At 37.5% G+C, this 23,385-nt stretch carries 22 protein-coding genes and 1 tRNA gene; 17 read left to right on the top strand and 6 right to left on the bottom strand.

Annotated features, from left to right (window positions below):
* Positions 1-24: 24 nt before the first annotated feature.
* Together BS34_RS0109155 and BS34_RS0109150 are read right to left on the bottom strand one after the other, a co-directional pair.
* Complete coding sequence (locus tag BS34_RS0109155) at positions 25-792, bottom strand: undecaprenyl-diphosphate phosphatase (RefSeq protein WP_029408221.1); 768 nt, start codon at positions 790-792, stop codon at positions 25-27.
* Positions 793-897: 105 nt separating this feature from the next.
* Complete coding sequence (locus tag BS34_RS0109150) at positions 898-2,118, bottom strand: class I SAM-dependent methyltransferase (protein ID WP_051640776.1); 1,221 nt, start codon at positions 2,116-2,118, stop codon at positions 898-900.
* A gap of 558 nt (positions 2,119-2,676) precedes the next feature.
* Between BS34_RS0109150 and BS34_RS0109145 the strand changes: the two genes are divergently transcribed.
* Together BS34_RS0109145 and BS34_RS0109140 are read left to right on the top strand one after the other, a co-directional pair.
* The gene (locus tag BS34_RS0109145; protein ID WP_029408219.1) at positions 2,677-3,141 is read left to right on the top strand and encodes a FliG C-terminal domain-containing protein; all 465 of its coding nucleotides are present in this window, start codon (positions 2,677-2,679) and stop codon (positions 3,139-3,141) included.
* A 38-nt stretch (positions 3,142-3,179) separates the two neighbouring features.
* Entirely contained in the window at positions 3,180-3,644 is a 465-nt protein-coding gene (locus tag BS34_RS0109140) for a FliG C-terminal domain-containing protein (protein ID WP_029408218.1), read from the top strand.
* Positions 3,645-3,667: 23 nt separating this feature from the next.
* Here the strand turns inward: BS34_RS0109140 and folB are convergent, their stop codons facing one another.
* Positions 3,668-4,051 (bottom strand): dihydroneopterin aldolase, encoded by a 384-nt coding sequence (gene folB / locus BS34_RS0109135; protein ID WP_233993181.1) that lies wholly within the window; start codon positions 4,049-4,051, stop codon positions 3,668-3,670.
* A gap of 187 nt (positions 4,052-4,238) precedes the next feature.
* Here folB and plsY point away from each other — a divergent pair, with 187 nt between their 5' ends.
* The gene (gene plsY / locus BS34_RS0109130; protein ID WP_029408216.1) at positions 4,239-4,880 is read left to right on the top strand and encodes a glycerol-3-phosphate 1-O-acyltransferase PlsY; all 642 of its coding nucleotides are present in this window, start codon (positions 4,239-4,241) and stop codon (positions 4,878-4,880) included.
* Positions 4,881-5,425: 545 nt separating this feature from the next.
* Here plsY and tsaD read toward each other — a convergent pair.
* Positions 5,426-6,451, bottom strand: a complete 1,026-nt coding sequence (gene tsaD / locus BS34_RS0109125) for a tRNA (adenosine(37)-N6)-threonylcarbamoyltransferase complex transferase subunit TsaD (protein ID WP_029408215.1) — start codon at positions 6,449-6,451, stop codon at positions 5,426-5,428.
* A gap of 177 nt (positions 6,452-6,628) precedes the next feature.
* Here tsaD and rpsU point away from each other — a divergent pair, with 177 nt between their 5' ends.
* The 5 genes from rpsU (at position 6,629) to BS34_RS0109100 (ending at position 11,438) form a co-directional block, all read left to right on the top strand.
* Positions 6,629-6,844, top strand: coding sequence for a 30S ribosomal protein S21 (gene rpsU / locus BS34_RS0109120; protein WP_029408214.1), 216 nt, complete (start codon positions 6,629-6,631; stop codon positions 6,842-6,844).
* A 16-nt stretch (positions 6,845-6,860) separates the two neighbouring features.
* Positions 6,861-7,310: a GatB/YqeY domain-containing protein gene (locus BS34_RS0109115; protein ID WP_106379968.1), complete on the top strand. Its 450-nt coding sequence runs from the start codon at positions 6,861-6,863 to the stop codon at positions 7,308-7,310.
* A gap of 126 nt (positions 7,311-7,436) precedes the next feature.
* A complete protein-coding gene (gene dnaG, locus BS34_RS0109110; protein WP_029408212.1) occupies positions 7,437-9,218 on the top strand; it encodes a DNA primase in 1,782 nt (593 codons plus the stop codon).
* Between the two features lie 183 nt (positions 9,219-9,401).
* Positions 9,402-11,186, top strand: a complete 1,785-nt coding sequence (gene rpoD, locus BS34_RS0109105; protein ID WP_029408211.1) for an RNA polymerase sigma factor RpoD — start codon at positions 9,402-9,404, stop codon at positions 11,184-11,186.
* Positions 11,187-11,361: 175 nt separating this feature from the next.
* A tRNA-Ile gene (locus BS34_RS0109100) sits at positions 11,362-11,438 on the top strand.
* A 48-nt stretch (positions 11,439-11,486) separates the two neighbouring features.
* Here BS34_RS0109100 and BS34_RS0109095 read toward each other — a convergent pair.
* Positions 11,487-12,347 (bottom strand): HDOD domain-containing protein, encoded by an 861-nt coding sequence (locus BS34_RS0109095; RefSeq protein WP_029408210.1) that lies wholly within the window; start codon positions 12,345-12,347, stop codon positions 11,487-11,489.
* A gap of 312 nt (positions 12,348-12,659) precedes the next feature.
* Between BS34_RS0109095 and BS34_RS12660 the strand changes: the two genes are divergently transcribed.
* On the top strand, positions 12,660-13,478 hold the full coding sequence (locus BS34_RS12660; RefSeq protein ID WP_051640775.1) for a putative metalloprotease CJM1_0395 family protein: 819 nt from the start codon (positions 12,660-12,662) through the stop codon (positions 13,476-13,478).
* A gap of 141 nt (positions 13,479-13,619) precedes the next feature.
* Here BS34_RS12660 and BS34_RS0109085 read toward each other — a convergent pair whose 3' ends face one another.
* Entirely contained in the window at positions 13,620-13,937 is a 318-nt protein-coding gene (locus tag BS34_RS0109085) for an ArsR/SmtB family transcription factor (RefSeq protein ID WP_369699485.1), read from the bottom strand.
* 201 nt (positions 13,938-14,138) lie between these two features.
* Between BS34_RS0109085 and BS34_RS0109080 the strand changes: the two genes are divergently transcribed.
* The 8 genes from BS34_RS0109080 to BS34_RS0109045 all read left to right on the top strand — a co-directional run bounded on the left by BS34_RS0109080 (position 14,139) and on the right by BS34_RS0109045 (position 23,302).
* A complete protein-coding gene (locus BS34_RS0109080; RefSeq protein WP_038126337.1) occupies positions 14,139-15,461 on the top strand; it encodes a S41 family peptidase in 1,323 nt (440 codons plus the stop codon).
* Positions 15,462-15,597: 136 nt separating this feature from the next.
* A complete protein-coding gene (locus BS34_RS0109075; protein WP_029408206.1) occupies positions 15,598-16,158 on the top strand; it encodes a DJ-1 family glyoxalase III in 561 nt (186 codons plus the stop codon).
* A 139-nt stretch (positions 16,159-16,297) separates the two neighbouring features.
* Positions 16,298-16,699: a type 2 periplasmic-binding domain-containing protein gene (locus BS34_RS0109070; RefSeq protein ID WP_158660999.1), complete on the top strand. Its 402-nt coding sequence runs from the start codon at positions 16,298-16,300 to the stop codon at positions 16,697-16,699.
* The gene (locus BS34_RS12655; protein WP_051640773.1) at positions 16,700-17,950 is read left to right on the top strand and encodes a hypothetical protein; all 1,251 of its coding nucleotides are present in this window, start codon (positions 16,700-16,702) and stop codon (positions 17,948-17,950) included. It begins immediately after the preceding gene.
* Positions 17,951-17,966: 16 nt separating this feature from the next.
* Positions 17,967-20,804, top strand: a complete 2,838-nt coding sequence (locus BS34_RS0109060) for an EAL domain-containing protein (RefSeq protein ID WP_029408203.1) — start codon at positions 17,967-17,969, stop codon at positions 20,802-20,804.
* 146 nt (positions 20,805-20,950) lie between these two features.
* Positions 20,951-21,352, top strand: coding sequence for a twin-arginine translocation signal domain-containing protein (locus tag BS34_RS0109055; protein ID WP_029408202.1), 402 nt, complete (start codon positions 20,951-20,953; stop codon positions 21,350-21,352).
* Positions 21,353-21,606: 254 nt separating this feature from the next.
* Complete coding sequence (locus BS34_RS0109050) at positions 21,607-22,449, top strand: HvfB family MNIO-type RiPP peptide maturase (RefSeq protein ID WP_029408201.1); 843 nt, start codon at positions 21,607-21,609, stop codon at positions 22,447-22,449.
* A complete protein-coding gene (locus BS34_RS0109045; protein WP_051640772.1) occupies positions 22,439-23,302 on the top strand; it encodes an HvfC family RiPP maturation protein in 864 nt (287 codons plus the stop codon). The genes BS34_RS0109050 and BS34_RS0109045 overlap by 11 nt, the downstream gene beginning before the upstream one ends.
* Positions 23,303-23,385 lie beyond the last annotated feature (83 nt).

Genomic DNA, 23,385 nt, shown 5'->3' with positions numbered 1-23,385 from the left:
GTCTCATGTTAAAAACCGAGTTGTTTAAACAAACCAAATCAGTAAGACAATTCCAAAAATAATGCGATAGATACCAAAGGCATTAAAGGTGAATTTTTCTAAAAAGCGTAAGAATAAACTCATGGTTAAATAAGCCACAATGTAAGCCATAATAAAGCCAACAATAAGAGGGAGCCATGAGGTATTGGCAAATTCTGAGTAGTTTTTAAGTAGGTCTAGCCCAGAAGCCGCCGCTAAAACGGGCAGCGCTAATAAAAATGAGAACTCGGCTGAGGCTTTTCTATCGAGTCCAACCATGATGCCCCCCACGATGGATGCCCCTGCACGGCTTGTTCCAGGAATGAGCGCAAACATTTGGGCAATGCCTATCCAAAAAGCTTGTGTGATGCTTAGGTTTTCAATGTCTCGAGTGCGGTGGGTGCCTTCGTTATAGAGTTTTTCCATTATCAGAAAAATGATCCCGCCTATAATAAACATCCACGCGACGATGCTGAGTGCAAAAAACTCTTTGATTTGATGATGAAACAGAAAACCAATGGCGGCAATCGGTAAAAAAGCGATGAAGACGTTAATCCACAAGCGAACGTGCTCTAGGCTAAATTTGGCACTGTAATGCGAAAAAATAGCCAGAATAGCGGCAACTTGAATAATGACTTCAAATGCCATGTTTTGATTGGTTTGTTCTAATCCCAACCATTCACTTGCCACAATAAGGTGGCCAGTGGAGGAGATGGGCAAAAATTCGGTCAGACCTTCAATAATACCTAATATAGCGGCTTGAAAAATATCCATGGTTTTTCCTGTATTGGTTAGTGAGTTTTTATAAGAGACTTTTGCACCTATCTCGAGTTTATGCCCCTGGGAGCAAAGGTCTCTATAAGTTAAAGTTGATGAAAGTTAAAGTTGATGACGTAAATCCCTTACACTAAAGCCTATTAAGGGTTGGTCAAAGTTTTTAGTTAAAGCGATAGCCTTAAAGGTTTCGCCCATTTCATCTGGTAGTGTTAATGTTTTGATTTGTTGTGCATTGTGAATCTGTTCTGTTACGTCTGCATTAGCATCAAACGACATTTCTAGTAAGCCGCTACCCATTAAAAAGTGGGCTTGCGTTGTATATCCGGCCACTTTAAATCCACTATCAAAAGCTTCTTCGGCCACAGCTGTAAAATCGACATGGGCGGTGATGTCTTGTAACCCTGGGTAAAAGAAAGGGTTGTTATGAGCGCGATGTTGATAATGACAGCGCAAAGTTCCCATAACTCGAGCGGGTTGATAGTATTCATCTCGAGTGTAACCATAATCAACTAAGAAAACGGCACCACTTGATAGGATAGCATTTAAGCTTTTTAACCACGGTTTGATATTTAGATTTATTTCAGTTTCATAACCTAAATCAGAGACTTTACCTATGTGTTTAATCAGTTGATTGGCAAATCTTTGAAGTTTGGTTTCAGTAATGTTTTTGTAGTCCCAATCAAATTGTTGGGTTGTTTCATTAAAAACAACATAACCTTGCAGAGCTCGCTCGGGTTCGATACGGAGTCGTTCAAAAGGCATGGCGTCTAAGACTTCATTGGCCAAAATAACAGCTGAAATGGGTGTGGTAGGTAGTTTATCTAACCAAACGATTTTGGCAAAAATCTCTGCGGATAAATTTTCTGAAAGAACCTGTTGTTGGCGCTCACGTAAATCGGCACTGATTTCGATAATATAGTATCGATGCAGAGTTTGCTGTATGGCCTCAAGTTCTAATAAGATGTCTTTAGCCATGGTGCCTTGACCAGCACCAAATTCGACAATATTCGGTTCATCTAATTGAGATAAAACTTGAGCTGTTTGACGAGCTAAACAACGAGAAAAAATGGGCGAAACTTCAGGCGCAGTAATAAAATCACCGGCTTTACCAAATTTGGGTAAACCTCCTGCATAATAACCTAACTGAGGTGTGTATAACGCCATTTCCATAAATTTAGAAAAAGGTAAGTTCTGGTGACGAGCTAAAAATCGTTTAATGTTGTCGGTTAATATCTGACTATGCTCTGCCGCTTCTTCAGTTGGCTGAGGTAAAATTTTGGCGCGATTTCGGCCTTTTGCTGTGTGGTTATGGGTTGGTTTCATTGTAAAGAATTATATTATCTTGAATTGGGCTATGTTTTGTTTCTATTCTATAAGTACTGAGCATTATGCATCAAAGCAGATAAAACAGCTACTTAATCCACGGATTTAAATGTTATTAATATAGTGATTTTTTCGTATGGTTTTCAACTCAAAAATCGAAGTTGAACGTTTCTTTTTTTGCTGTAGATAGAAAAAAATAACCTTTTTTGTAAATTTATCTACTTTTGCAAAGGTCTCTATAAGTTTAATTGTTGGATTTAGTTGGTTTTGGAAGCATCTTTGCTTAAGATTGTTTATTGTGAGACTTTTGCACGAGAGTATGCACGAATAAAAATGGTTCTAGGTGCCCCTTGAGGGTAAAATTTCACCTGATTTTTGTTGAAAAACTTGCGAATAGCTAGCTATTCCCTGCGTTTTCCGCCGCAATCAGGCAAATTTTTCCTCATTTTTCTTTCGCGTCTATCTCGTGTTTATGCCCTTGGGTGCAAAGGTCTCATTATGAAAGCGAGTCGTTAATTAAGAACTTGGACTCAACCGAGTCTAATCTGTGAGACAGAAATGAAAGTTGGTATAAAAAAAATACAAGAAAATGAATGGTTGGTGCATATCGGCTGCGGTGTGGTCAAGATGGATCAGTTTTCAGTTGCGTTACTCAATATTACTTTAGAGCACTTATTAGCGCTTGAAAAAGGTGAGCAGCATTCAACTTTAGACAGTTATGTAAAGCTTGGTTTGCGTATCAAGTCGCTTACTCCCATTCATATGCAAAAATTGCTTCGTACTCTTGATTCACAAGATTTAATAATCATGATGATGTTGGCGCAAGATAAAACGCTTAATGAATTAATTTTGTCGAATATCGGAAGTATTCTGGCAAAACAGATTGAAGCTGATTTACTCACCTCAAACATTCCTGAAGAGTCTGAAGCTAAAGAGTCGCTTCGACGTATTGTTGAAAAAACATTTGAATTAGAAGCTTTAGGTGAAATTGAATTTATTTCTAGCGAAACACGTTACATATAAAAAAGACTCTTGTAATGGTCTTAAATAAAGGATTGAATATGGAAATTTCAGCAAGCCGCGATAAGACGGGAGCCTATCAGCTTGAAATAGGTCCGGTAACTTTTTCTTTGCCTGTTGATGTCATACAAGCTTTGCATCAAGTGGTGGATGAGCGTTTAAATAGCCATTCTAAAGTTGATGAAGCGGGGTTGGAACGTAAATTAACGGCCTATCGCGTTTTGGCTTCAAAAATGACCGGGGTTGATGATCGAATTGTTCAGAAGTTTGCACCTAAGGTGACACCAGAGCAATTGGTAACTATAGTGCGTTTGGCTGAAGGAGATGCGCTTTATCAAAAAGTATTGCGTAATTTATCAAAGCAAAATCGTAGGCAGTTTGAAGCAGATTATCAAGCAATGGATAAAATTACCGAACATAATGCTTGTCTATATATGGAACAAATTGTTCCATTTATTAAGCTTGCTGCTAAAGAACAAAAAGAGCTACACGCTTCAACTATGTGAGGTCTTTAAAAGAAAGCCCGTTTCTAATTTCTAATACGGGTAATTTTTAAACCAACCGTGTCTGTTTCCGCCACCGCTTTAGGTTTACTTACTTTTAGATGTAATCGCTTTACAGCTAAATGGTTGGTAAGAATGTGTTGGCAAATTTCTTCACACAATGTTTCCAAAAGTTCATGCCGGCTGTTTTCTACCAGTTCAATAACTTCATCTGAAACCTGTTTGTAATTAACGGTGTCATTAATATCGTCACTTTTTGCCGCTTGCGTTATGGGTAAATCCATATCTATATCAAAAATAAGAGGTTGCCGATTTTCTCTTTCCCAGTCATAGATCCCAATAATTGCTTGAGTTTTTAAGCCTTCAATAAAAACGGTATCCATTTGTTGTGAAAAAGAAGATTGATTCATATTGATTGTCCTTGATGGATAGCTGACTTCGGTAAGTTAACGAGTTAGCGAGCAAATGTGTTTGAATTCATATTTAAATTAACGCTTATTATCTACTTCTTGTAAAATCATGCAATTATTTAAAATCCACGTATTGCTGAGTTGCACGTTGGTTCACGTTATTACCAGGCCTGGTAGAGGAAAGTAGATGGAATTACAAGCTGTATTAATTATTGTGGCAGCCTATTTGTTAGGTTCTATTTCAACCGCAATTATTGTATGCCGATTAATGTCTTTACCCGATCCACGAGAGGGAGGATCGGGTAATCCTGGTGCCACTAACGTATTACGTATTGGTGGTGACAAGGGTAAAAAGGCAGCAGCAATTACCTTGTTTGGCGATATGTTAAAAGGGTTGTTGCCAGTATTGATTGCACATCAATTAGGTTTTTCGGCCTTAGTGATAGGGCTTGTAGGATTTGCGGCGTTTATTGGTCATTTATACCCAGTGTTTTTTGGTTTTAAAGGCGGTAAAGGGGTTGCAACTATGTTAGGTGTAATGTTTGGTTTATCGTTGCCAATCGGTTTAGCCGTTGCAGGGACCTGGTTGTTTGTGGCAAAGGTCTTAAAAATCTCATCATTGTCGGCTTTAATAGCGACGATTTTAGCGCCTATTTATATTTGGTTTTTATCCGCTGAAATCGATTGGGTGTGGATCGTATCTATTATGACGTTGATTTTATTTTGGCGTCATAAAGGCAATATTCAGCGTTTATTGAATGGTGAAGAGAGCTTAATTAAAGTTTCTAAAAAAGAAGAAGATAGTCAAGAAGAGCAAGAGCGTAAATAGAGAATTCGACTCTTGCAAAGGTTTTACTGACTAGCCGATTGGATAAATTAGCCAAAACCAGTCTGTTAGCTTTATCAAATTAAAGGGTATCCGTATTTCGTGATTGATTATCTAGTATTGTAGAAATTAAACACGAAGACACAGAGGCACGAAGATAAAAAATAAATAAAAGCGATTAGAAAATCATACGCTAACGATCTTAAGTCATGCTTATAAGCTATGCAGCTCTGCATTTGTATAGTTTAAAAGCGATTATTTTATTAAATTTAGTTTGGTTATTGGTTAAATTTAAGTTGGTATTAGATATTAGGAGACCTTTGCACGAGAGTATGCACGAGTAAAAATGGTTAAAATTTGTCTGATTTTTGTTGAAAAACTAGCGAATAGCTAGCTATTCCCTGCGTTTTCCGCCGCAATCAGGCAAATTTTACCTCATTTTTCTTTCGCACCTATCTCGTGCAAAGGTCTCATTAGAAATCTTCGTGCTTTCGTGTCTTCGTGGTTAAAAGATTTGTTTAATCAATCATAAAATACATATACCCAAATTAAATTTTAGGTAAGTCTTCTAAAGACCATCTTGGCGTTGCGGCAAAGTTTAAATCATTAGACTGGCCGGCTAATAAACGCTGCGCACCTGCATAGGCTATCATTGCGCCATTATCGGTACAGAATTCGAGCCTAGGGTAAAACACTTCGCCTCTACGTTTTTTCATTAAGGCATCTAATTTATTCCGAATCTCTCGGTTGGCGCTGACTCCGCCTGCAACCACTATACGGTTAAGCTTTTCTTGCTCTAAAGCGCGTTTACATTTAATGCTTAAGGTATCGGCAACCGCAAGTTCAAAAGCGCGACAAATATCTGCTTTGGTTTGATCAGTAGCGTCATTGTTTTTTACGGCGGCTTGCCAAGTATTTAACGTAAAGGTTTTTAAACCACTAAAACTCATATCCAGGCCAGGGCGGTCAATCATTGGTCTAGGAAATTTGTAGCGATCCGCATTGCCTTTAAGCGCTAAGTCAGAAACTTTTGGACCGCCAGGGTAACCCAATTCTAAAAGTTTAGCGGTTTTATCAAACGCTTCACCGGCAGCATCGTCTAAGGTATCGCCCAATACTTTGTATTGACCAATGCCATCTACTCGAATAATCATGCTATGGCCGCCCGAGACTAATAAACAAATAAAAGGGAATTTGGGTTGATTTTCTTCAAGCATAGGGGCAAGCAAGTGGCCTTCCATGTGATGAACACCCACGGCTGGAATTTTTAATGCGTAGGCTAAACTACGCGCAACCGAACTGCCGGCTAACAAAGCACCAATTAAACCAGGCCCTGAAGTGTAAGCAATGCCATCTAATTGAGAGCGCTCAATATTTGATTCTTGAAGGATTTGTAAAATAAGCGGGGTGAGTTTGCGAATGTGATCACGAGAAGCAAGTTCAGGTACTACTCCACCATACTGAGCATGCAGTTCAATTTGAGTGTACAGAGTATGTGCAATTAAGCCTTTATCTGTGTCATAAATAGCCACTCCAGTTTCATCGCAAGAGCTCTCTATACCTAATACCAACATTGTAAAATTCTTCTATTAAAATCAAAGTGACTGAATTTTAACAAATAATGTTAAATTTTATCGGAAAAAGGTTTGCAAATAGTGAGTAGTAATTTTATAATTCCCCCTTTCTGCTATTTCTCATTTCTTGCGTGAGGAAGATGCAATGAATTCTAAATTTTGTAATAGGTTGAAATTATGCCAAGCGTAAAAATCAGAGATACTGAACCATTTGACGTAGCTTTACGTCGTTTTAAACGTGCTTGCGAAAAAGCAGGTGTGTTAACTGAAACTCGTAAACGTGAGTATTACGAGAAGCCTACTTGGGCTAAGAAGCGTATGAAGGCTGCAGCAGTTAAGCGTTTAGCAAAACGTTTATCTCGTGAAAACCGTCGTACGACTCGTATGTACTAAGTAAAGGCTTAAGTTAGTGTCAGCAACAATGAAAGAACAACTAACGGCTGAAATGAAAGCCTGTATGAAAGCTAAAAATAAAGAACGTCTTCAAGTAGTACGTTCAGTTTTAGCCGCCATTAAGCAGGTTGAGATTGATAACCAAACAACAGTAGATGATGCAGGTGTTCTAGCGATTTTAGATAAAGCTATGAAACAGCGCCGTGATTCTCATCAGCAATATACGGATGCCGAGCGTCCTGATTTAGCTGAGCAAGAAGCCTACGAAATGAGCGTTATTCAGGATTTCATGCCACAAGCCTTAACTGTAGATGAAATTAATGCATTAATTGACGATGCAATGACAAAAACAGGTGCCAGCTCCATGCAAGACATGGGTAAAGTGATGGGCTTGTTAAAACCTGAGATGCAAGGTCGTGCAGATATGGGTGAAGTCAGCAAGTTAATTAAAGCAAAGTTAGGCTAGGCTATAACCGCTAGACTGATTTAATTTTATTGGAACTGACTCTTCCTCAAGAAACCCGTTAGTGTAATGCTAGCGGGTTTTTTTGGTTTTAGGGCCTGTGTATTTTTCTGTGGATAAGGTGTGAATATGGCTGAACAGGGTGGAAGTATTCCACGTTCGTTTATCGAGACATTATTGTCTCGAGCCGATGTTGTGCAGGTTATAAATCAACGTGTTCCCCTTAAAAAAGCAGGTTCTTCTTATAAAGCTTGCTGCCCATTTCATGATGAAAAAAGCCCGTCATTTAATGTTAGTTCCAGTAAACAGTTTTACCATTGCTTTGGTTGCGGAGCCAGTGGTGATGCCATTAAATTCCTTATGGAATACGATGGTCTATCATTTGTAGAAGCAGTAGAAGCTCTTGCCGCTCAATACGGTATGGTTGTTCCTCGTGAACAGCGTTCTCCTGCGCAACAAAAAGCCCAGCAGCTCAAACAAGAAAAACAGCGCGATTTATATGATGTTATGCATCTTGCTGCCAAATTTTATCGTCATCAATTGCGTGATCATTCGCAATCTCAACAAGCCAAAGATTATTTAAAAGAACGGGGTCTGAGTGCCGATGTAGCCAAAGAGTTTGTCATTGGATTTGCTCCTCCTGGTTGGGATAGTTTGGTTAAAGGTTTAACTGCAGATAAAAAACTTCAACAGCAATTGGTTGAAGTGGGTTTGTTAGTAGAAAAAGAAGGCGGTAAACAATATGATCGCTTTCGTCATCGCGTTATGTTCCCTATTAGAGATGGTCGAGGACGGGTTATTGCTTTTGGTGGGCGGGTTTTGGGTGATGACCAACCCAAGTATTTAAACTCTCCGGAAACCCCAATATTTCATAAAAGCTATACCTTGTATGGTTTGTTTGAAATGCGTCAATCACGTGAAAAGTTTGACAATATTTTGGTGGTTGAAGGGTATATGGATGTCGTTGCATTAGCGCAGTACGGTATTAGAAATGCGGTGGCTACTCTAGGAACAGCAACGACGGTTGAACACTTGGAGCTGCTGTTTAGACAAGTCAATGAAATTGTATTTTGTTTTGACGGTGATTCTGCAGGCTTAAAAGCTGCTTGGAAAGCTTTAGAACTGGCTTTGCCGATGATGGAAAAAGAGCGTTCAGTTAAGTTTTTATTTTTACCAGAGGGAGAAGACCCCGATTCAATGGTAAGAAAAGAGGGTACTGAAGGCTTTAAGAAAAGAGTCGCAGAATCCTTGTCACTTTCCGAATTTTTAATGCAAGGCTTACAAGGTAAGTTGTCTTTTCCGGTAAATAGTATAGAAGGGCGACAGCAATTTGTGTCATTGGCCGAACCCTATGTTCAATCTGCGCATGGGCTTTACCAGTTCTTATTGGCTGAAGGCGTTGCTAATTTAGTTGATTTGCCAACCTGGCGAGTTGAAAAACAGATGAATGTTAAATCTGGTTTTGCTCAGTTTAAAAAAGATTCTACCAGGCCTGGTAAAAACCTAAGTTCTGAAAGTGTTGTGACCAAAGTCGTGACATTGCCACTTAAAATGCTGCGTTTATTACTTAAGCGACCTGAATGGAGTGTGGTTTTTGCAAAAGAATTTGTGCAAGACCTTGTAAAGTCTAAGCAGCGTGACTATGTAACCTTAGGTGGATTTATTAAAACGCTGCAAGCAAATGAATTTAATGTGCAAATAGCCACTCAAGTTGTAAATGATGCAGGGTACCAACCCGAAATGGAATTGGTTATGCAGTCTGATATTCCAGATGATGAAGCCTTTATTCAGGCTGAATTTGATGTGTGCGTTATTGCGTTAGCGACGGCTTTAGATGAACGAAACCTAGGCAAGTCAGGCTGGAATGCTGATGAAATGCTTAAGCTACAAGCTTTAGTGCAAAATAAATAGTCGATTAAATTCAGTGGCCTTGTTAATTTGGCTTAAGGCTAACTGACTAATTTAAAAGCATAAAGTTACCAAAACTAAACGGAAATTTAGTATAATCGCGTGTTCCGTTTTTTCTGTCCTAATCAAAGACCAGGCAGATTTTTGATAAAAAATGAATTATAGATACATTATTTGAGGCAAAACATGACTAAAGTCGAAAGAAAGCAACAGCTAATTGATTTGATTGAGCGAGCGAAGGAGCTAGGTTACCTGACGTTTGCTGATGTAAACGATGTTTTGCCCGATGATATCGAAGAAGATCAATTAGGCCAAGTTCTTACCATTCTGAAAGATTTTGGTATTCGCCTTTTTGATTCTGCGCCAGACGAAGATGAGCTTTTAACCCAAGAGGGTGGCGCATTTGATGATGCAGCAGCTGAAGCGGCGATGACAGCTCTTGCTGAAGTGGATGGTGAATTTGGTCGTACAACTGATCCCGTACGTATGTATATGCGTGAAATGGGGTCGGTTGAGCTACTGACGCGTCATGGTGAAATTGATATTGCTAAGCGTATTGAATGGGGTATTCGCGATATGCTTGACGCCTTGGCGCGTTATCCAGTATTCGCGTCAACGATTCTTGATACTTTTGCCAGAATGGAACAAGGCGAAGGAAAGGTCGCAGATGTGGTTCAAGGCTTTATTCGTCCTGAAGATTTAGTGGACATTCCAGTTGAAGAGTTATCACCAGATAGTGATAACCAAGAACCTAAAGAAGACGGAATTAATGAAGAACAACTTGCAAAGTTTTTAGCAACATTAACAAAACTAAGTAAAGCCGCCATAGATGCAGAAGCAAAATATGGTTCTGAAGATGAAAAAGCGATTAAAAAGCGTCATGCTGTTGTTGAGCATTTAAGAGGCCTTAAAATCACACCGATATTTACTAACCGCTTGATTCGTAATATTAAAGACCGCATCAAAAGTATTCGAGAGCAAGAAAGAGTGGTGGTTGATTTAGTTTTACGTAAAGTAAAAGTACCGCGTCCAATCTTTTTAAAGACTTTTATTGGTTCAGAAACCGATCCAGAATTAATTGATCGTTTAATCGCTAGCGCACCTGATCAAAGTGACGCATTAGAAGCCGTACGCTCAGAAGTTTCACGTGCCCAAAAACGTTTAGCAATGATTCAAAAATCTGAAAAAATGCCTATTTCTCTGTATAAAAGCGTTTATAAAGACCTCAGTAAAGCAGAAAATAAAGCGCGACTAGCGAAACGTGAAATGATTGAAGCTAACCTTAGATTGGTTATCTCGATTGCCAAAAAATACACGAACCGTGGCCTTCAATTTCTTGATCTTATTCAAGAAGGAAATATCGGTTTAATGAAAGCGGTTGATAAGTTTGAATATCGCCGTGGTTATAAATTCTCAACCTATGCTACTTGGTGGATTCGTCAAGCAATTACAAGATCTATTGCTGACCAAGCTCGTACAATCCGTATTCCAGTACATATGATTGAAACCATTAACAAGCTAAACCGTATTCAGCGTCAGTTGCTTCAAAAAATGGGTCGTGAACCGACTCCAGAAGAATTGGCTGAAGAGATGGAAATGCCTGAAGATAAAATTCGTAAAGTCATGAAAATTGCCAAAGAACCTATCTCAATGGAAACTCCAATTGGTGATGACGAAGATTCTTCTCTAGGTGATTTCATTGAAGATTCAAATATTTTGTCTCCGCAAGATGTTGCTGATTCTGAAGGTATGGGTGAAACGGTTCGTGAAATGTTAAGTACATTAACGCCACGTGAAGCAAAAGTACTACGTATGCGTTTTGGTTTAAGTATGAATACAGACCACACTCTTGAAGAAGTCGGTAAACAGTTTGATGTTACGCGTGAGCGTATTCGTCAGATTGAAGCAAAAGCGCTTCGTAAGCTTCGTCACCCAAGTCGTGCAGAGCGTTTAAAGAGTTTCTTAGATTAATTCTAAATATTCTCTATAAAAAAGCCCCAGTTCTTATGTTTGAGAACTGGGGCTTTTTATTTTATGCCGAGTTATGCTTAAATATTCATAGAAACCATTCACAAAGCGTTTTCTAGCCGCTATAATAGGCGCCACCTAAAGTTACCAGGCCTGGTAATAATAGTTATCCCATTTGGGGCCCTTAGCTCAGTTGGTTAGAGCACTCGACTCATAATCGATAGGTCCACAGTTCAAATCTGTGAGGGCCCACCATCTTTTTCAATTTTTTGTTTCTTTCTTTTGTTGTCAGTAATGGGTTAGTTAATGACTGCCTGTAGATAATCCCATAGACCTACCCCATTTAATAACCGCAGCATTGGCAGCTTTGATGGCATTTTCAGGTAAATCTAACTGGTTTTTACCTAAATCCCGGTATTCTTTTAACTCTTGGGTAATATATTGTTCATCGGAGTTGGTGCTGACAACGTAGTTGGCTAGCATAACGAGTGAAACTAGATGTCTAACTTTTTGATTATTTGCGAGTTTTACAGCAAACTCAGTATCATGATGCATTAATATTGATTTATATACATCAGAATTAATATGCCATTTTTTTGCAATAAAAGTTCCTAGATAAGTGTGACTTGTTTTATATTCAGTTATTTCTTTTTTATAGCCTGAAATAGGGTTAGAGAGCTGCGAATTAATGATTTCCAAATACTTCTCAGGTTCAGAGCGAGTAAAATAGACAGCGCCGATATTTTGCATTAATCCAGCCATATAAGCTTCAGAACGCGAAACATCAAACACCCAGTATGAGAGTTCTGCTGCCGCTAACCCAGCCTGCGCACCATGACTGAGAATAGCTTTTTCTTGAGGCGTTTGCGCAATAATTTTAGTTAAACTACTAGATAGAAAAATATTATAAATTTCATCGAGTCCTAGTACGTTTACAGCCGCTTTGGCATCTTTAATTTCTGTTTTTTCACTGGTAATATTGGTATTAACTAAAGTTAAAAAATCACCCAGTAGTTCAGGGTTATGACTAATTAAATTTGCAATAGAGACCGTGTTTGGATATTTTTTATTTAACTCTTCTTTTAGACGAATAATCTCTTCTGGAATGGAAGGAATATTGTTTTGAGAAAGTATTTTGGCAGCTAGGGCGAGTTTTTCTTGCATAGTTAATGTAGTCCTTTTAACTATTGTATTTTTTAATGTGTAAAAAAGATTTTTTCGATTAAATCAAGTTTTTTAAAACAAGTTTTATGGATTCAATGGGTGGTGTAAGGTTTTCTTTTGAGCTTAATAATAACTGAAATTCTGGAGTATGTAACTTCTTTAGACGGTTAATTGAGCGATAAGTTTTTCGATTAAGGTCTAATATCCTATTTATTGGCGGGGTTTAATATTTCGGTGTATTTATAAGTAATTGATTAATAAGATTAAATTATTTATAATAAATCTATCGGAGTGTTTTGAGAGTATCTTGAAATGATAAATTCTATCAATGGAGCCTTAGCAGCGAGTAGTGCGTATACATTGCCTAGCAGTGATATGCGGGCGTCAGCTAATTCTGCTAATGTCTTAAATTCTCAAGATTCCAAAATTATCTCTGCACAAAAAACTGCTACAAACGTTACATTAGACTCTTCTGAATCAAATCATCTTGCTTCTCAGCCCTCAAAACCTGTTAATTTTACGAATGAAGTACCAAGCGGTTCTGATAGTTCACAGGATCAATCTTCTGGTAGTGACCAAGCCCTTCAAGAGCAGCAAACAGCGCAGGTTATTGCCCAGTTAAAAGCCCGTGACCAAGAGGTTAGAGCTCATGAGATGGCACATTTATCTGCTGCTGGAGGTTATTCAACTGGAGGAATGAGTTTTAGCTATCAAACTGGCCCTGATGGTAAACGTTACGCTATTGGTGGCGAAGTGGGGATAGATACATCACCTATTAGTGGAGATCCTGAGGCGACATTACAAAAAGCGATGGTTGTTCAACGGGCCGCACTTGCTCCCGCAGAGCCTTCTTCTCAAGATTACAAAGTGGCTCAAAGTGCTTCACAAATGATGATTCAGGCTCGTTTGGATATTGCAAATGCCAAGATTGAAGAGCAAAACAAAACGGATTCTGAAAACGATAATGCAAACTCCGTGGGGTCTAATTCAAATCAAGATAATCAGGTTCTAGAGAATCAAACTCAAAATAATCAAATTCAAGGCAGTAGCAAAGATGAAGGTGCAGCGTTACTGAACGCTCAACGTCAACAATTTGATTTAAGAGTTCAGTTGCCGATTGATGTTGCTTAATGATGTTGCCTAATGATAATAATGCGGCGAATCCCTAATTCACTAATAAGGTTGTGAATCAGCCAGATTGGGGTGTTTTTAGCGAGTCTTATTCTTGCAATATGTTATGAAAAGTTTAATTAATATAAAGTTTATTTATATTTAGTCTACTGGGCAAAATGTTTCTTGCATGGCGTTCATCAACATTAGAATATTGTGGTCACGAACCTTACATAAGATTTTGCTGCCTTCTCTGCGAGAAGTAATAATTTCTTTTTCACGCAAAATATCAATATGTTGAGAAATGTTACTTTGAGTTGTTCCCACTTGTTTAACAATATCCATAACAGGTAATTCTTGTTCACCGATAACACACAGAATTTTAAGTCTTAAAGGGTGTCCCATTGCTTTTAAGGCCTTGGACGCTCTGTTGATATTATCTTCTTTCATTTCAAAGTATGAACTGTCTTGCATTGTCATTTTAATATTTCACTATATAACCATATATTAATTAGTTATGAATTCTAATGAAATCCATCTCATTTGTCACCTTAAGTTAATTTATAATGAACTAGTTATTTTTGGGACTAAATTTTAAATAATTCGTAATGCATTGATAATAAAGAACAAAATAAAATATCCATGGAGAGCAGTGTGAGTACATCTGGAATAAAAAAAGTAATGTTGATTGGGTCTGGAGTGGTATTAGGGGCTTTAATCGCTATTGGTACTACGGTTTGGGCTGACAAAGAGGCTGTTTCAGAAGCCAAAAGTGATCAAATTTCATTACCTCTTCAAGAATTACGCGCTTTTGTAGAAGTTTTTGAACGCGTTTCACATGACTATGTTGATGAAATTGATGATAAACAACTACTTGAAGGCGCAATCAGTGGAATGCTTTCGCATCTTGATCCGCATTCAGCTTATCTACCACCCAAAGATTTTAAAGAGATGGAAGAACATACCCGAGGTGAATTTGGTGGGCTGGGAATGGAAGTTGGAATGGAAGATGGTTTTGTAAAAGTGGTTTCGCCCATTGATGATACTCCTGCTCAAAAATCGGGAATTAAAGCGGGTGATTTAATCATTAAACTGGGTAAAGAGCCTGTTAAAGGCAAAACCTTAAGTGAAGCCGTTAAAATTATGCGCGGCAAACCAGGCACTAAACTGAATTTAACCATAGTTAGAAAAGGTGAAGATGCACCCTTAAAAATTGAAATTACTCGTGCGGTTATTAAAGTTAAGAGTCTTAAACAACGCATGTTAAAAGACAATATTGGTTACGCTAGAATTAGTCAGTTTCAAGTTCGTACGGGTCCAGATTTAATAAAATCTATTGCTAAACTAGAAAAAGAGAACGGAGCGCCTTTAGAAGGACTCGTGCTTGATTTAAGAAATAACCCTGGTGGTGTTTTAAATGCAGCCGTTCAAGTTTCAGATGCATTTTTAGATGATGGTTTAATCGTTTACACAGAAGGCCGTATTAAAAATTCAAAAATGCGCTTTGAAGCTAAAAAAGGCGATGTAATGAACGGTAAGCCAATTGTCGTTTTAATTAACGAAGGTTCGGCTTCAGCATCCGAGATTGTAGCGGGAGCTTTACAGGATCAAAAACGTGCGCTTATAGCCGGTAGAACCAGCTTTGGTAAAGGTTCAGTTCAAACTTTATTACAATTAAATAATGGTGCGGCAATAAAAGTCACCACGGCTCGTTATTACACGCCATCTGGACGTTCAATACAGGCGGAAGGGATTAAGCCTGATTTAAAAATTGATTTAGTTAAAGTTGAAAAGGTAGAAAAAGAAAATCTGACCAATATTAAAGAGAGTGATTTAGCCGGTCATTTAGAAAATAGTGAAGCAGATACTTCAAATAAAACTGATGCAGATAAAGATGCTAAAAAAGCCTCTGAACTGAACACGATTCTAGAAAAGGATTATGAGCTGAATGAAGCTTTACGCATTGTTAAAGCAATGGCCTTGGCTCAAAAAATGGCAAATTAACAAAATACACATGTAAGTTTCGTCTTAAAAAGCCGTATGTTAATTAAATGACATACGGCTTTTTTTTTACCGTAATTGGATAATAGAGACATTTAGGTGTAAAGGTCTCTAATAAAAAGTGAATGATGGGGATAATATGAATTTAAAAAAAGTATTAGTGCCTTTAGCACAAGGCTGTGAAGAAATAGAAGCAGTAACAATTATTGATATTTTAGTGCGAGGTGAGGTTGAAGTTATCACTGCAAGCTTAGATGACAATAAGGTGGTTACAGCGAGTCGTGGAGTGCAATTAGTCGCTAATAAAACGTTAAATGAAGTTTTAGAAGAATCTTTTGACATGATTGTTTTACCAGGTGGGTTACCAGGTGCAGATTACCTAAATCAAGACCCTAGAATAATTGTGTTACTTAAAAAAACAGTGTTACGCGGCGGTATATCTGCGGCAATTTGCGCAGCACCTAAAGTTTTGGTGAGTGCAGGCTTATTAGATGATAAACATGCCACCAGTTATCCTGGAGTCATTGACATTAATTCAGCCAAAGGCATGAAGTATCTCAATCAACCAGTCGTTGTTGATGGTCAAGTAATTACTTCTCGTGGTCCAGGTACAGCAATGGATTTTGCTTTAGTTTTATTAGAAACGTTACAAGGACAAGAAGTGAGAATAAATGTTGAAAAGGGTCTCGTTCGTAGTTAGAGTAAATTTAATGCGTACAAAATCCCAAATTAAACTTGAATCTGTTAAGGTTAATTTATAAGCAACGATTAAGTACCAATGGAGAGAAATTTTGATCTTATCAAAATTTAATATTACTTTGTTAATACAAAGATTTTTTGTGTTTATGATTCTGTGGCTTCCAGCTCAGGTTATAAACGCAGAAACAGTCGTTGTTGTGAATTCTCAAGTACAAATAGATACCATTAGTGCTAAATCTCTAGGTCGTATTTATGCCATGCAGGTAAAACATTGGCCTGATGGTCACCCCATCAAGGTATACACTTATTCAACTCAAAAAGAGTTGTATCGTCACTTCATGATTTCTCAAGTCAAAATGCAACCTCATCAATTAGAAAGGTTATGGAGCCGGTTAATATTTACGGGAACAGGCCGAGTCCCCGTGGTGGTAGGAAATGAAAAAGAGATGTTGCAAAAAGTGCGAATGACGCCTGGTGCAATTGGATACGTAGAAACAGAAGAAAGCTTGACAGGTGTCAAGGCTTTAACGGTGGAAAAGTAAATGAAAACGATAATTCAAAAAATGACTTTACCTCTTTTGCTTTCTATTTCTATTCACGCTTATTCTTTGGATATTAGTGATTCAGTTCAGTTGCATGGATTTGTTTCTCAAGGCTATATGCTTAGTCCAGATAACCCATTTTCTGGTACGAAAGCTGAAGATGGAAGTTTTGAGTTTAGAGAGTTGGGTCTCAATGCTTCATGGGAGGCAACCCCTAAATTAAGATTTGCTGGCCAAGTATTAAGTCGTACTATGGATGAAGCTTCTGACGGTAGTTTAAAAGTAGATTTTTTACTTGCAGATTATTTGGCTTATAGTAACGCTACAACTTCTTTTGGCGTGCGTGTAGGACGTATTAAAAGTGCGTTAGGTTTGTATAATTCTACCCGTGATATACCTTCAAGTCGTCCAGGCATTTCGGTACCTAATGCTATTTATTTTGACGCATTTCGCGATCCGTTATTGGCAACAGATGGTATTAATTTATACGGTAGCCATATTTCTGAACTAGGTTTATTTAGTTTTAACGCTTATGCAGGTGGTCGAGAGCTAGAAGGGCTTAGTATGGAAAATTACTTGTTAGGTAAAGATGTTGAAGGCGAGGTTAAAAACGTAGAGTTGAAAATATTTCAACTTACCTTTAAACCAGAAAGTGAACATGATTTGAACTTTGGATTAAGTTTTCTTCAAGTTAATACCAAATTGAGCGGGGCGCAGTCTGTTACTAAGGCTAAAACACAGTCTGTATTAGATTCACTGGCTGGCACCCCTTTTGATTATCGAAATTATATAACGGGTGGGGCGTTAGATTCATTATTTGTAATAGCATCGGCCCAATATGGTTATCAAGACTGGTTATTTACCGCTGAATATCTAAATATATTTAGTGACATTACTAATGAGGTTTTAGGCAATGAAGTGATAAACGATCCAGTGAGTGAAGCCTTTTCTATTCAAGCAGAATGGTTTACGACGCCACAAATACAAACGCTTATTCGTTATGAAGAACTTTATTTAGTAAATAATAATAGATCGTATAGCACGGTGGCTCGTCCGACTGATATTTACTCTGGTTATGGAAGAGGGCTAACTTTAGGCGCTAAATGGCTTTTTGATGAAAATTGGACCTTAAGGGGTGAAATGACTGTAAATGATGGTACTGCTTGGATACCTATCTATGACGGTATTGGTGATGTTGAGTTAAAAGAGCATTGGAATACTTATGGACTACAATTAACGTACCAATTCTAAGGTTTTTTAATAATCTATGTTTATTAGCATCAAATGGAAAGCGGTAATATTTTTAAGTTTGGTTCTATTTTTAATTACCCTGGCATGGGTGACGCAAAGTATTTATCAAAACATAGACAACTACCGTGTGGGCATAGAGCAAAACCAAAATAGACACCAAAAGATATTAGATCAACTCATCACGGATAACTATATAAAGTTATCGCAATATTCACAGTTAATTGTCGATAATCCTCAAATAAAATCTAAAAGCGTTACCGAAATCTCAAAATCCGTTAATCAATATCTACAAGACCAATGGTTTGCCTGGAATTTAAATATTGGTATTGATTATGTTGCCATTCTAAACGTTAACAAAGAATTTATAGCTGAGGCACATCAGTTTGAAAATCAAGCATCCCTTGAAAGCCTGCATGATTCACTTCGTCTCTTTGTTTCTCAAGTAACACGTAAACCTCAAAATTTTATTTTTTGCAGAGAGTCTTGTCAACAACTTGTAATGGAGCCTTTTGTCTTTGAAAATGGTAGCTTGGGGGTTATCATTCTAGGTCAAAATATGACTGATGTTATTACCCGTTATCAAGCGGTAAGCTCTTCCGATATAGCGGTGATTATAGATGCTCAAGAAAAAGTTAGCGCAAAAAATGGGCATTACATAGAAGAATGGAACGCCTATATTTGGGCAATGACAAACTTTGATGAGATGTTTCCAATTCTTAAACAATACAGCACACAAAATGATATTCATTCAATTCAAGCAGTTTCTTTATGGAATGCTTGGAATAATAACTATTCTGTTCAAAAAATGATTCCAAGTAGCTATAAACAGGTTGGCTCAGCTGCTTATTTCTTGAATATTGCTAATGAATTAAAACGTCAAGAGCTTCTCAAGTTAGAAATTATGAGCGAGGTCTCTACAAGTTTAGTGGGTTGGTTTGTCGCTGAGATATTTTTGATATTCGTCATGCTTGGGCCGATTAAACGTTTATTAATAATCGCGAAAGCCCTAGAGTTATTGCCAAAACATCAATATAAAGCAGCGTCTGAATTAGTAAAATCTTCTCAAGGTTATATTCGAGATGAACTGACTCAACTTGAAGATAGTACGCTTTATTTATCTAACGAACTTGACTCATTACATAATGAGGTTGAGATCTCTAAACAAGAATTAAATTCAAAGATAAAGATGTTGACTCGCTCTAAAGCCTTTTTGCAAAGACTCTTTGATAACGCTAATCTTTACATATTAACGCAATCCTATAAATTTAAAACAACCAGCCATAACAACTTATTTGCCAATGATTTGTTAAAAAATCAACATACTAATTTTTTGGATTTATTTATATCTTCTTTTGACAGAGAGTCGTTTGAAGATGGTGTTGAGAGTTTAAAAAATGGCTTAGTTGAAAGCTTTCAACAAGAAGTGAATATGCATACTAAGCAGGGTGAAGATCGTACACTTGCATGGACACATACTTTAGTTAAAGATGATAGCGGTAACGACCAAATTCTATCTATAGGAATGGATATAACCCAACGCAAAAAAGATGAAATAGCTCTTCATTGGTTAGCAAACAATGATAGTTTGACTAAAATAGGAAACCGTCGTGCCTTTAATAAAGAATTAGATACGGTACTGTCTCGTGAAAAAAGTGGAGCAGTAATCTTTATTGATGTTAACCGTTTTAAGCAAATTAACGATATTTATGGACATCTTTCCGGAGATAAAGTCTTAGTTGATATCGCTGAACAGCTCAAAAAGCATACTCGTGAAAATGACTCAATCAGTCGCTTAGCAGGTGATGAATTCACCATTATTTTACCAGGCGTTTCAGCTGACCATTTACCTAATGTTTTAGCTAATTTATCTGATAAGTTAAGCCGTACAATTAAATTGGATGATGAGAGAAAAGTTGAATATAGTGTGAGTTTAGGTGGGGCCTTGTTTCCAGAACACGGCACTGATGAGCAAACATTGATTGTTCATTCCGATATGGCTATGTATAAAGCCAAGAAAAAAGGTTTAAAAAACTGGCATATTTTTGACTATAAAGATGACCAGTTGAGTGACTTAAAAGCTGAGCATAAGTTGACGGAGTATTTAAAAAAAGCGTTGCAAAAAGATTTGTTTTTACTCGTTTATCAACCTATTTTAACTATTAAAAATCATCATGTGAGTCACTATGAAGTGCTACTACGTTTAAAGACAGAAAATGGAGAATGGATCTCACCAGAGGTGTTTATACCTGTTGCAGAACGTGTTGGACTGATTCGAGATATTGATTTTTGGGTGATTAGAAACGTATTTACTTATTTACAAGCTGTATTAAAAGAACAGCCCAATTTAAAATTTTCGGTTAACGTTTCGGCCCCTTCATTACAAGAGCAATTATTCTCCAGAAACTTTATTCAATTAATGGAGGAATATTCAATTAGCTCTAAGAATTTGATTGTTGAGTTGACTGAAACTGCTTATATCGATAATTTCGTACAAGTGTTAAAAAACCTTGAAGATCTCGACGGAATTGGGGTTTCAATTGCTTTAGATGACTTTGGTGTCGGTTATTCATCATTTAGTTATTTAAAAAAGCTGCCATTAACCTACGTAAAATTAGATGGTTCATACATTCAAAATATAAATAATATTCCGCAAAACCAAGCGTTTATTCAGAGTGTTGTTATTATGGCAAAAGCTTTTGGCATGCAAACAATCGCTGAATTTGTGGAAGATAAAGAGATTCTTGATGAGCTAGTTAGTCTTCAAGTTGATTTTGCTCAGGGGTACTACATTGGTAAACCAGAAGTTGAGTTATTGACTCAAAAACAGCTTTTAGACTTAAAGAAAACCGCCTAGTTTTTTAATCCTCACCTCACTTTTTCTGTTTTCATCTATAATCAAACTTAAAAAAATTTATTAATTGAAATAAATAAATTTTTTGCAGGTCTTATTTATTGCAAGGATTACAAATTCTTATTAAAAATAGAAATCGGAGATTAGTCATGAAAACGAATTCACGTAGAGATTTTTTAAAATTAGCTGGCGCAGCAATGGTATCGGTAACCGGCGTTGCTTCTGCTGCTGAGAATCCATTTGGCTTTAAAGAGATGGAGTCAGGCTACTCACAAGTGGCAATGGAAGGTAAATGTGGTGGTTCCAAATCTGATGCCGAAGGTAAGTGCGGTGGCAAGAAGATGGAAGGTAAGTGCGGTGGCAAGAAGATGGAAGGTAAGTGCGGTGGTAAGAAGATGGAAGGTAAATGCGGTGGCAAGAAGATGGAAGGTAAATGCGGTGGCAAGAAGATGGAAGGCAAATGCGGCGGCATGAAGATGGAAGGTAAAAGTGGCGGCAAGAAAAAGGAAGGCAAGTGCGGTGAAGGTAAATGTGGTGCGAAACCAAGCTAATTATTTACCTGCTCATTAGGGTTTTATCTATTAGAAATAAAGCATTGTAAACCCTTAAACCTTGCAATGCATAAAGCACACAATCAAATTTGTGTGCTTTATTTTATTAAAATTCTTAAACCGCTATAAATGTGAGCATTTTTTTAAAATGATCAGTTCATTTCAAATCAACCAGGCCTGGTTATTTTAAAATGTGTTTAAAAGAAAACTTTGCACTCCTCTCGTGTAAAGTCCTCTAAATGAGAGAGCCAAAAATGAGTTCACAAAAATATGCCGTTGAAGGCGTTGGCTTAGGGTTACGCAGAAGCTTTTTTGATGAAGTGTTAAATACGCCAGATTTTGCCGTCGATTTTATGGAGATTGCTCCTGAAAATTGGTTACATTTTGGTGGCGGACAGGGTAAAAAATTGCGCACGCTCACGGAGCGTTTTCCTTTTGTTTGTCATGGTTTGTCTCTTGATTTAGGTGGTATTAAGCCTTTAGATGAAAACTATTTATTTCAGCTTAAAGACTTTTTTAAAACCCATCAAATTCGTGCTTATACCGAACACTTAAGTTATTGCGGTGATAGCGGTCATTTATATGATTTAATGCCAATTCCATTTACCGAAGAAGCGGTTAAGTATGTTGCGCAAAGAATTCAACGTGTACAGGATATTCTTGAACAAAAAATTGGTATAGAAAATGTCTCTTTTTATGCCCTGCCCACCAGTCAAATGAGTGAACAAGCGTTTGTTAATGCGGTATTGCAAGAAGCCGATTGCGAACTGTTATTTGATGTCAATAATACCTATGTGAATGCAATTAATCATAAATATAATGCACAGGATTATATGCAGTCCATGCCTACAAAACGTATGGCTTATTTTCATATGGCAGGGCATTTTGATGAAGCGGATGATTTAAAAGTTGATACCCATGGGCAGCCTGTAAAAGAAGCTGTCTGGGAGCTGTTAGAGCAAACCTATCAATACCATGGATTGGTTCCGACTTTATTGGAACGTGATTTTAATATTCCGCCAATGGAAGAGTTGCTAAAGGAAGTTGAACAAATTCGTGCCTATCAAACGGCTTGGAGAGCGAATCATGGGAGCTGATTTAAATAAATCAACGCATTCTAAAAGACTACCAGGCCTGGTCGCTTTGTCAGAAGCTTTTGCGGAGTTGGGTGATTTAGAGAGCTTACCTTATTTTCAGCAATTACAACTGCAATTTACGGCTCATATTCGTAATCCGCAACAATTTAATTATCAGCCAGAGACCGAAAAACCCATTGAAGCCCGCCGTTTAAAAATTTACGAAGAGTTGTTTTTTAATAATCTTCAAGATTTTTTTAGTCAATTGTTTCCGGTGTGTAATGAAATTTTAGGTGAGTCGCGCTGGCTTTTATTGGTGCGAGAATATATGGCGAAACATAAGGCTCAAACCCCGTTATTTCATGAGTTGGGCGAGGAGTTTTTAGACTTTCTGCAAACGGAGTATACCCCTTTAGAGAATGATCCTGAATTTTTGTTAGAGCTAGCTCACTATGAGTGGGTTGAATTAGCTTTAGGGGTTTCTGAAGAGCAAGGTTTTGATAGCGATAATCAATCTGAAATTGATTTACAGCTGGAATATGAAATTTCTCCTGTAGCTTGGTTATTAGCGTATGAGTGGCCGGTTCATCAATTATCTGAAGAGAATCAACCAAAAACCAAACCTAATCAAGCGACAACGTTATTGGTTTACAGTGAAAACTCTGAGCAAGAACGTATTGATTTTATGGTCTTAACCCCATTGCTTTATCAATGGCTGTTGTCTTTTAAATCGGGCGTTTCTGCTTATGATTCTCTTTTGGCTATTAGTGAACCTTTGTTAGCGAGTAAGCAGATTAAGCTTGAAGAGTTAACCGAGTTCGCGGTTCAAACCTTACAAAAATTACAAGGTTTGGGAGTTGTTAAGGCAGCTTAAAACCTTAATTTATCTCTCATAATAGATTTCTTTTTTATTCCTGTTTGAATTTACCAGGCCTGGTTATTCTTTGCTTTTGTGCA

Origin of the sequence: Thiomicrorhabdus sp. Milos-T2 (genome assembly GCF_000702325.1) — a bacterium.
Classification (GTDB): Bacteria; Pseudomonadota; Gammaproteobacteria; order Thiomicrospirales; family Thiomicrospiraceae; genus Thiomicrorhabdus.
The sequence above is the reverse complement of the archived record's forward strand: the minus strand, read 5'-3'. Positions and strand labels throughout refer to the sequence as shown.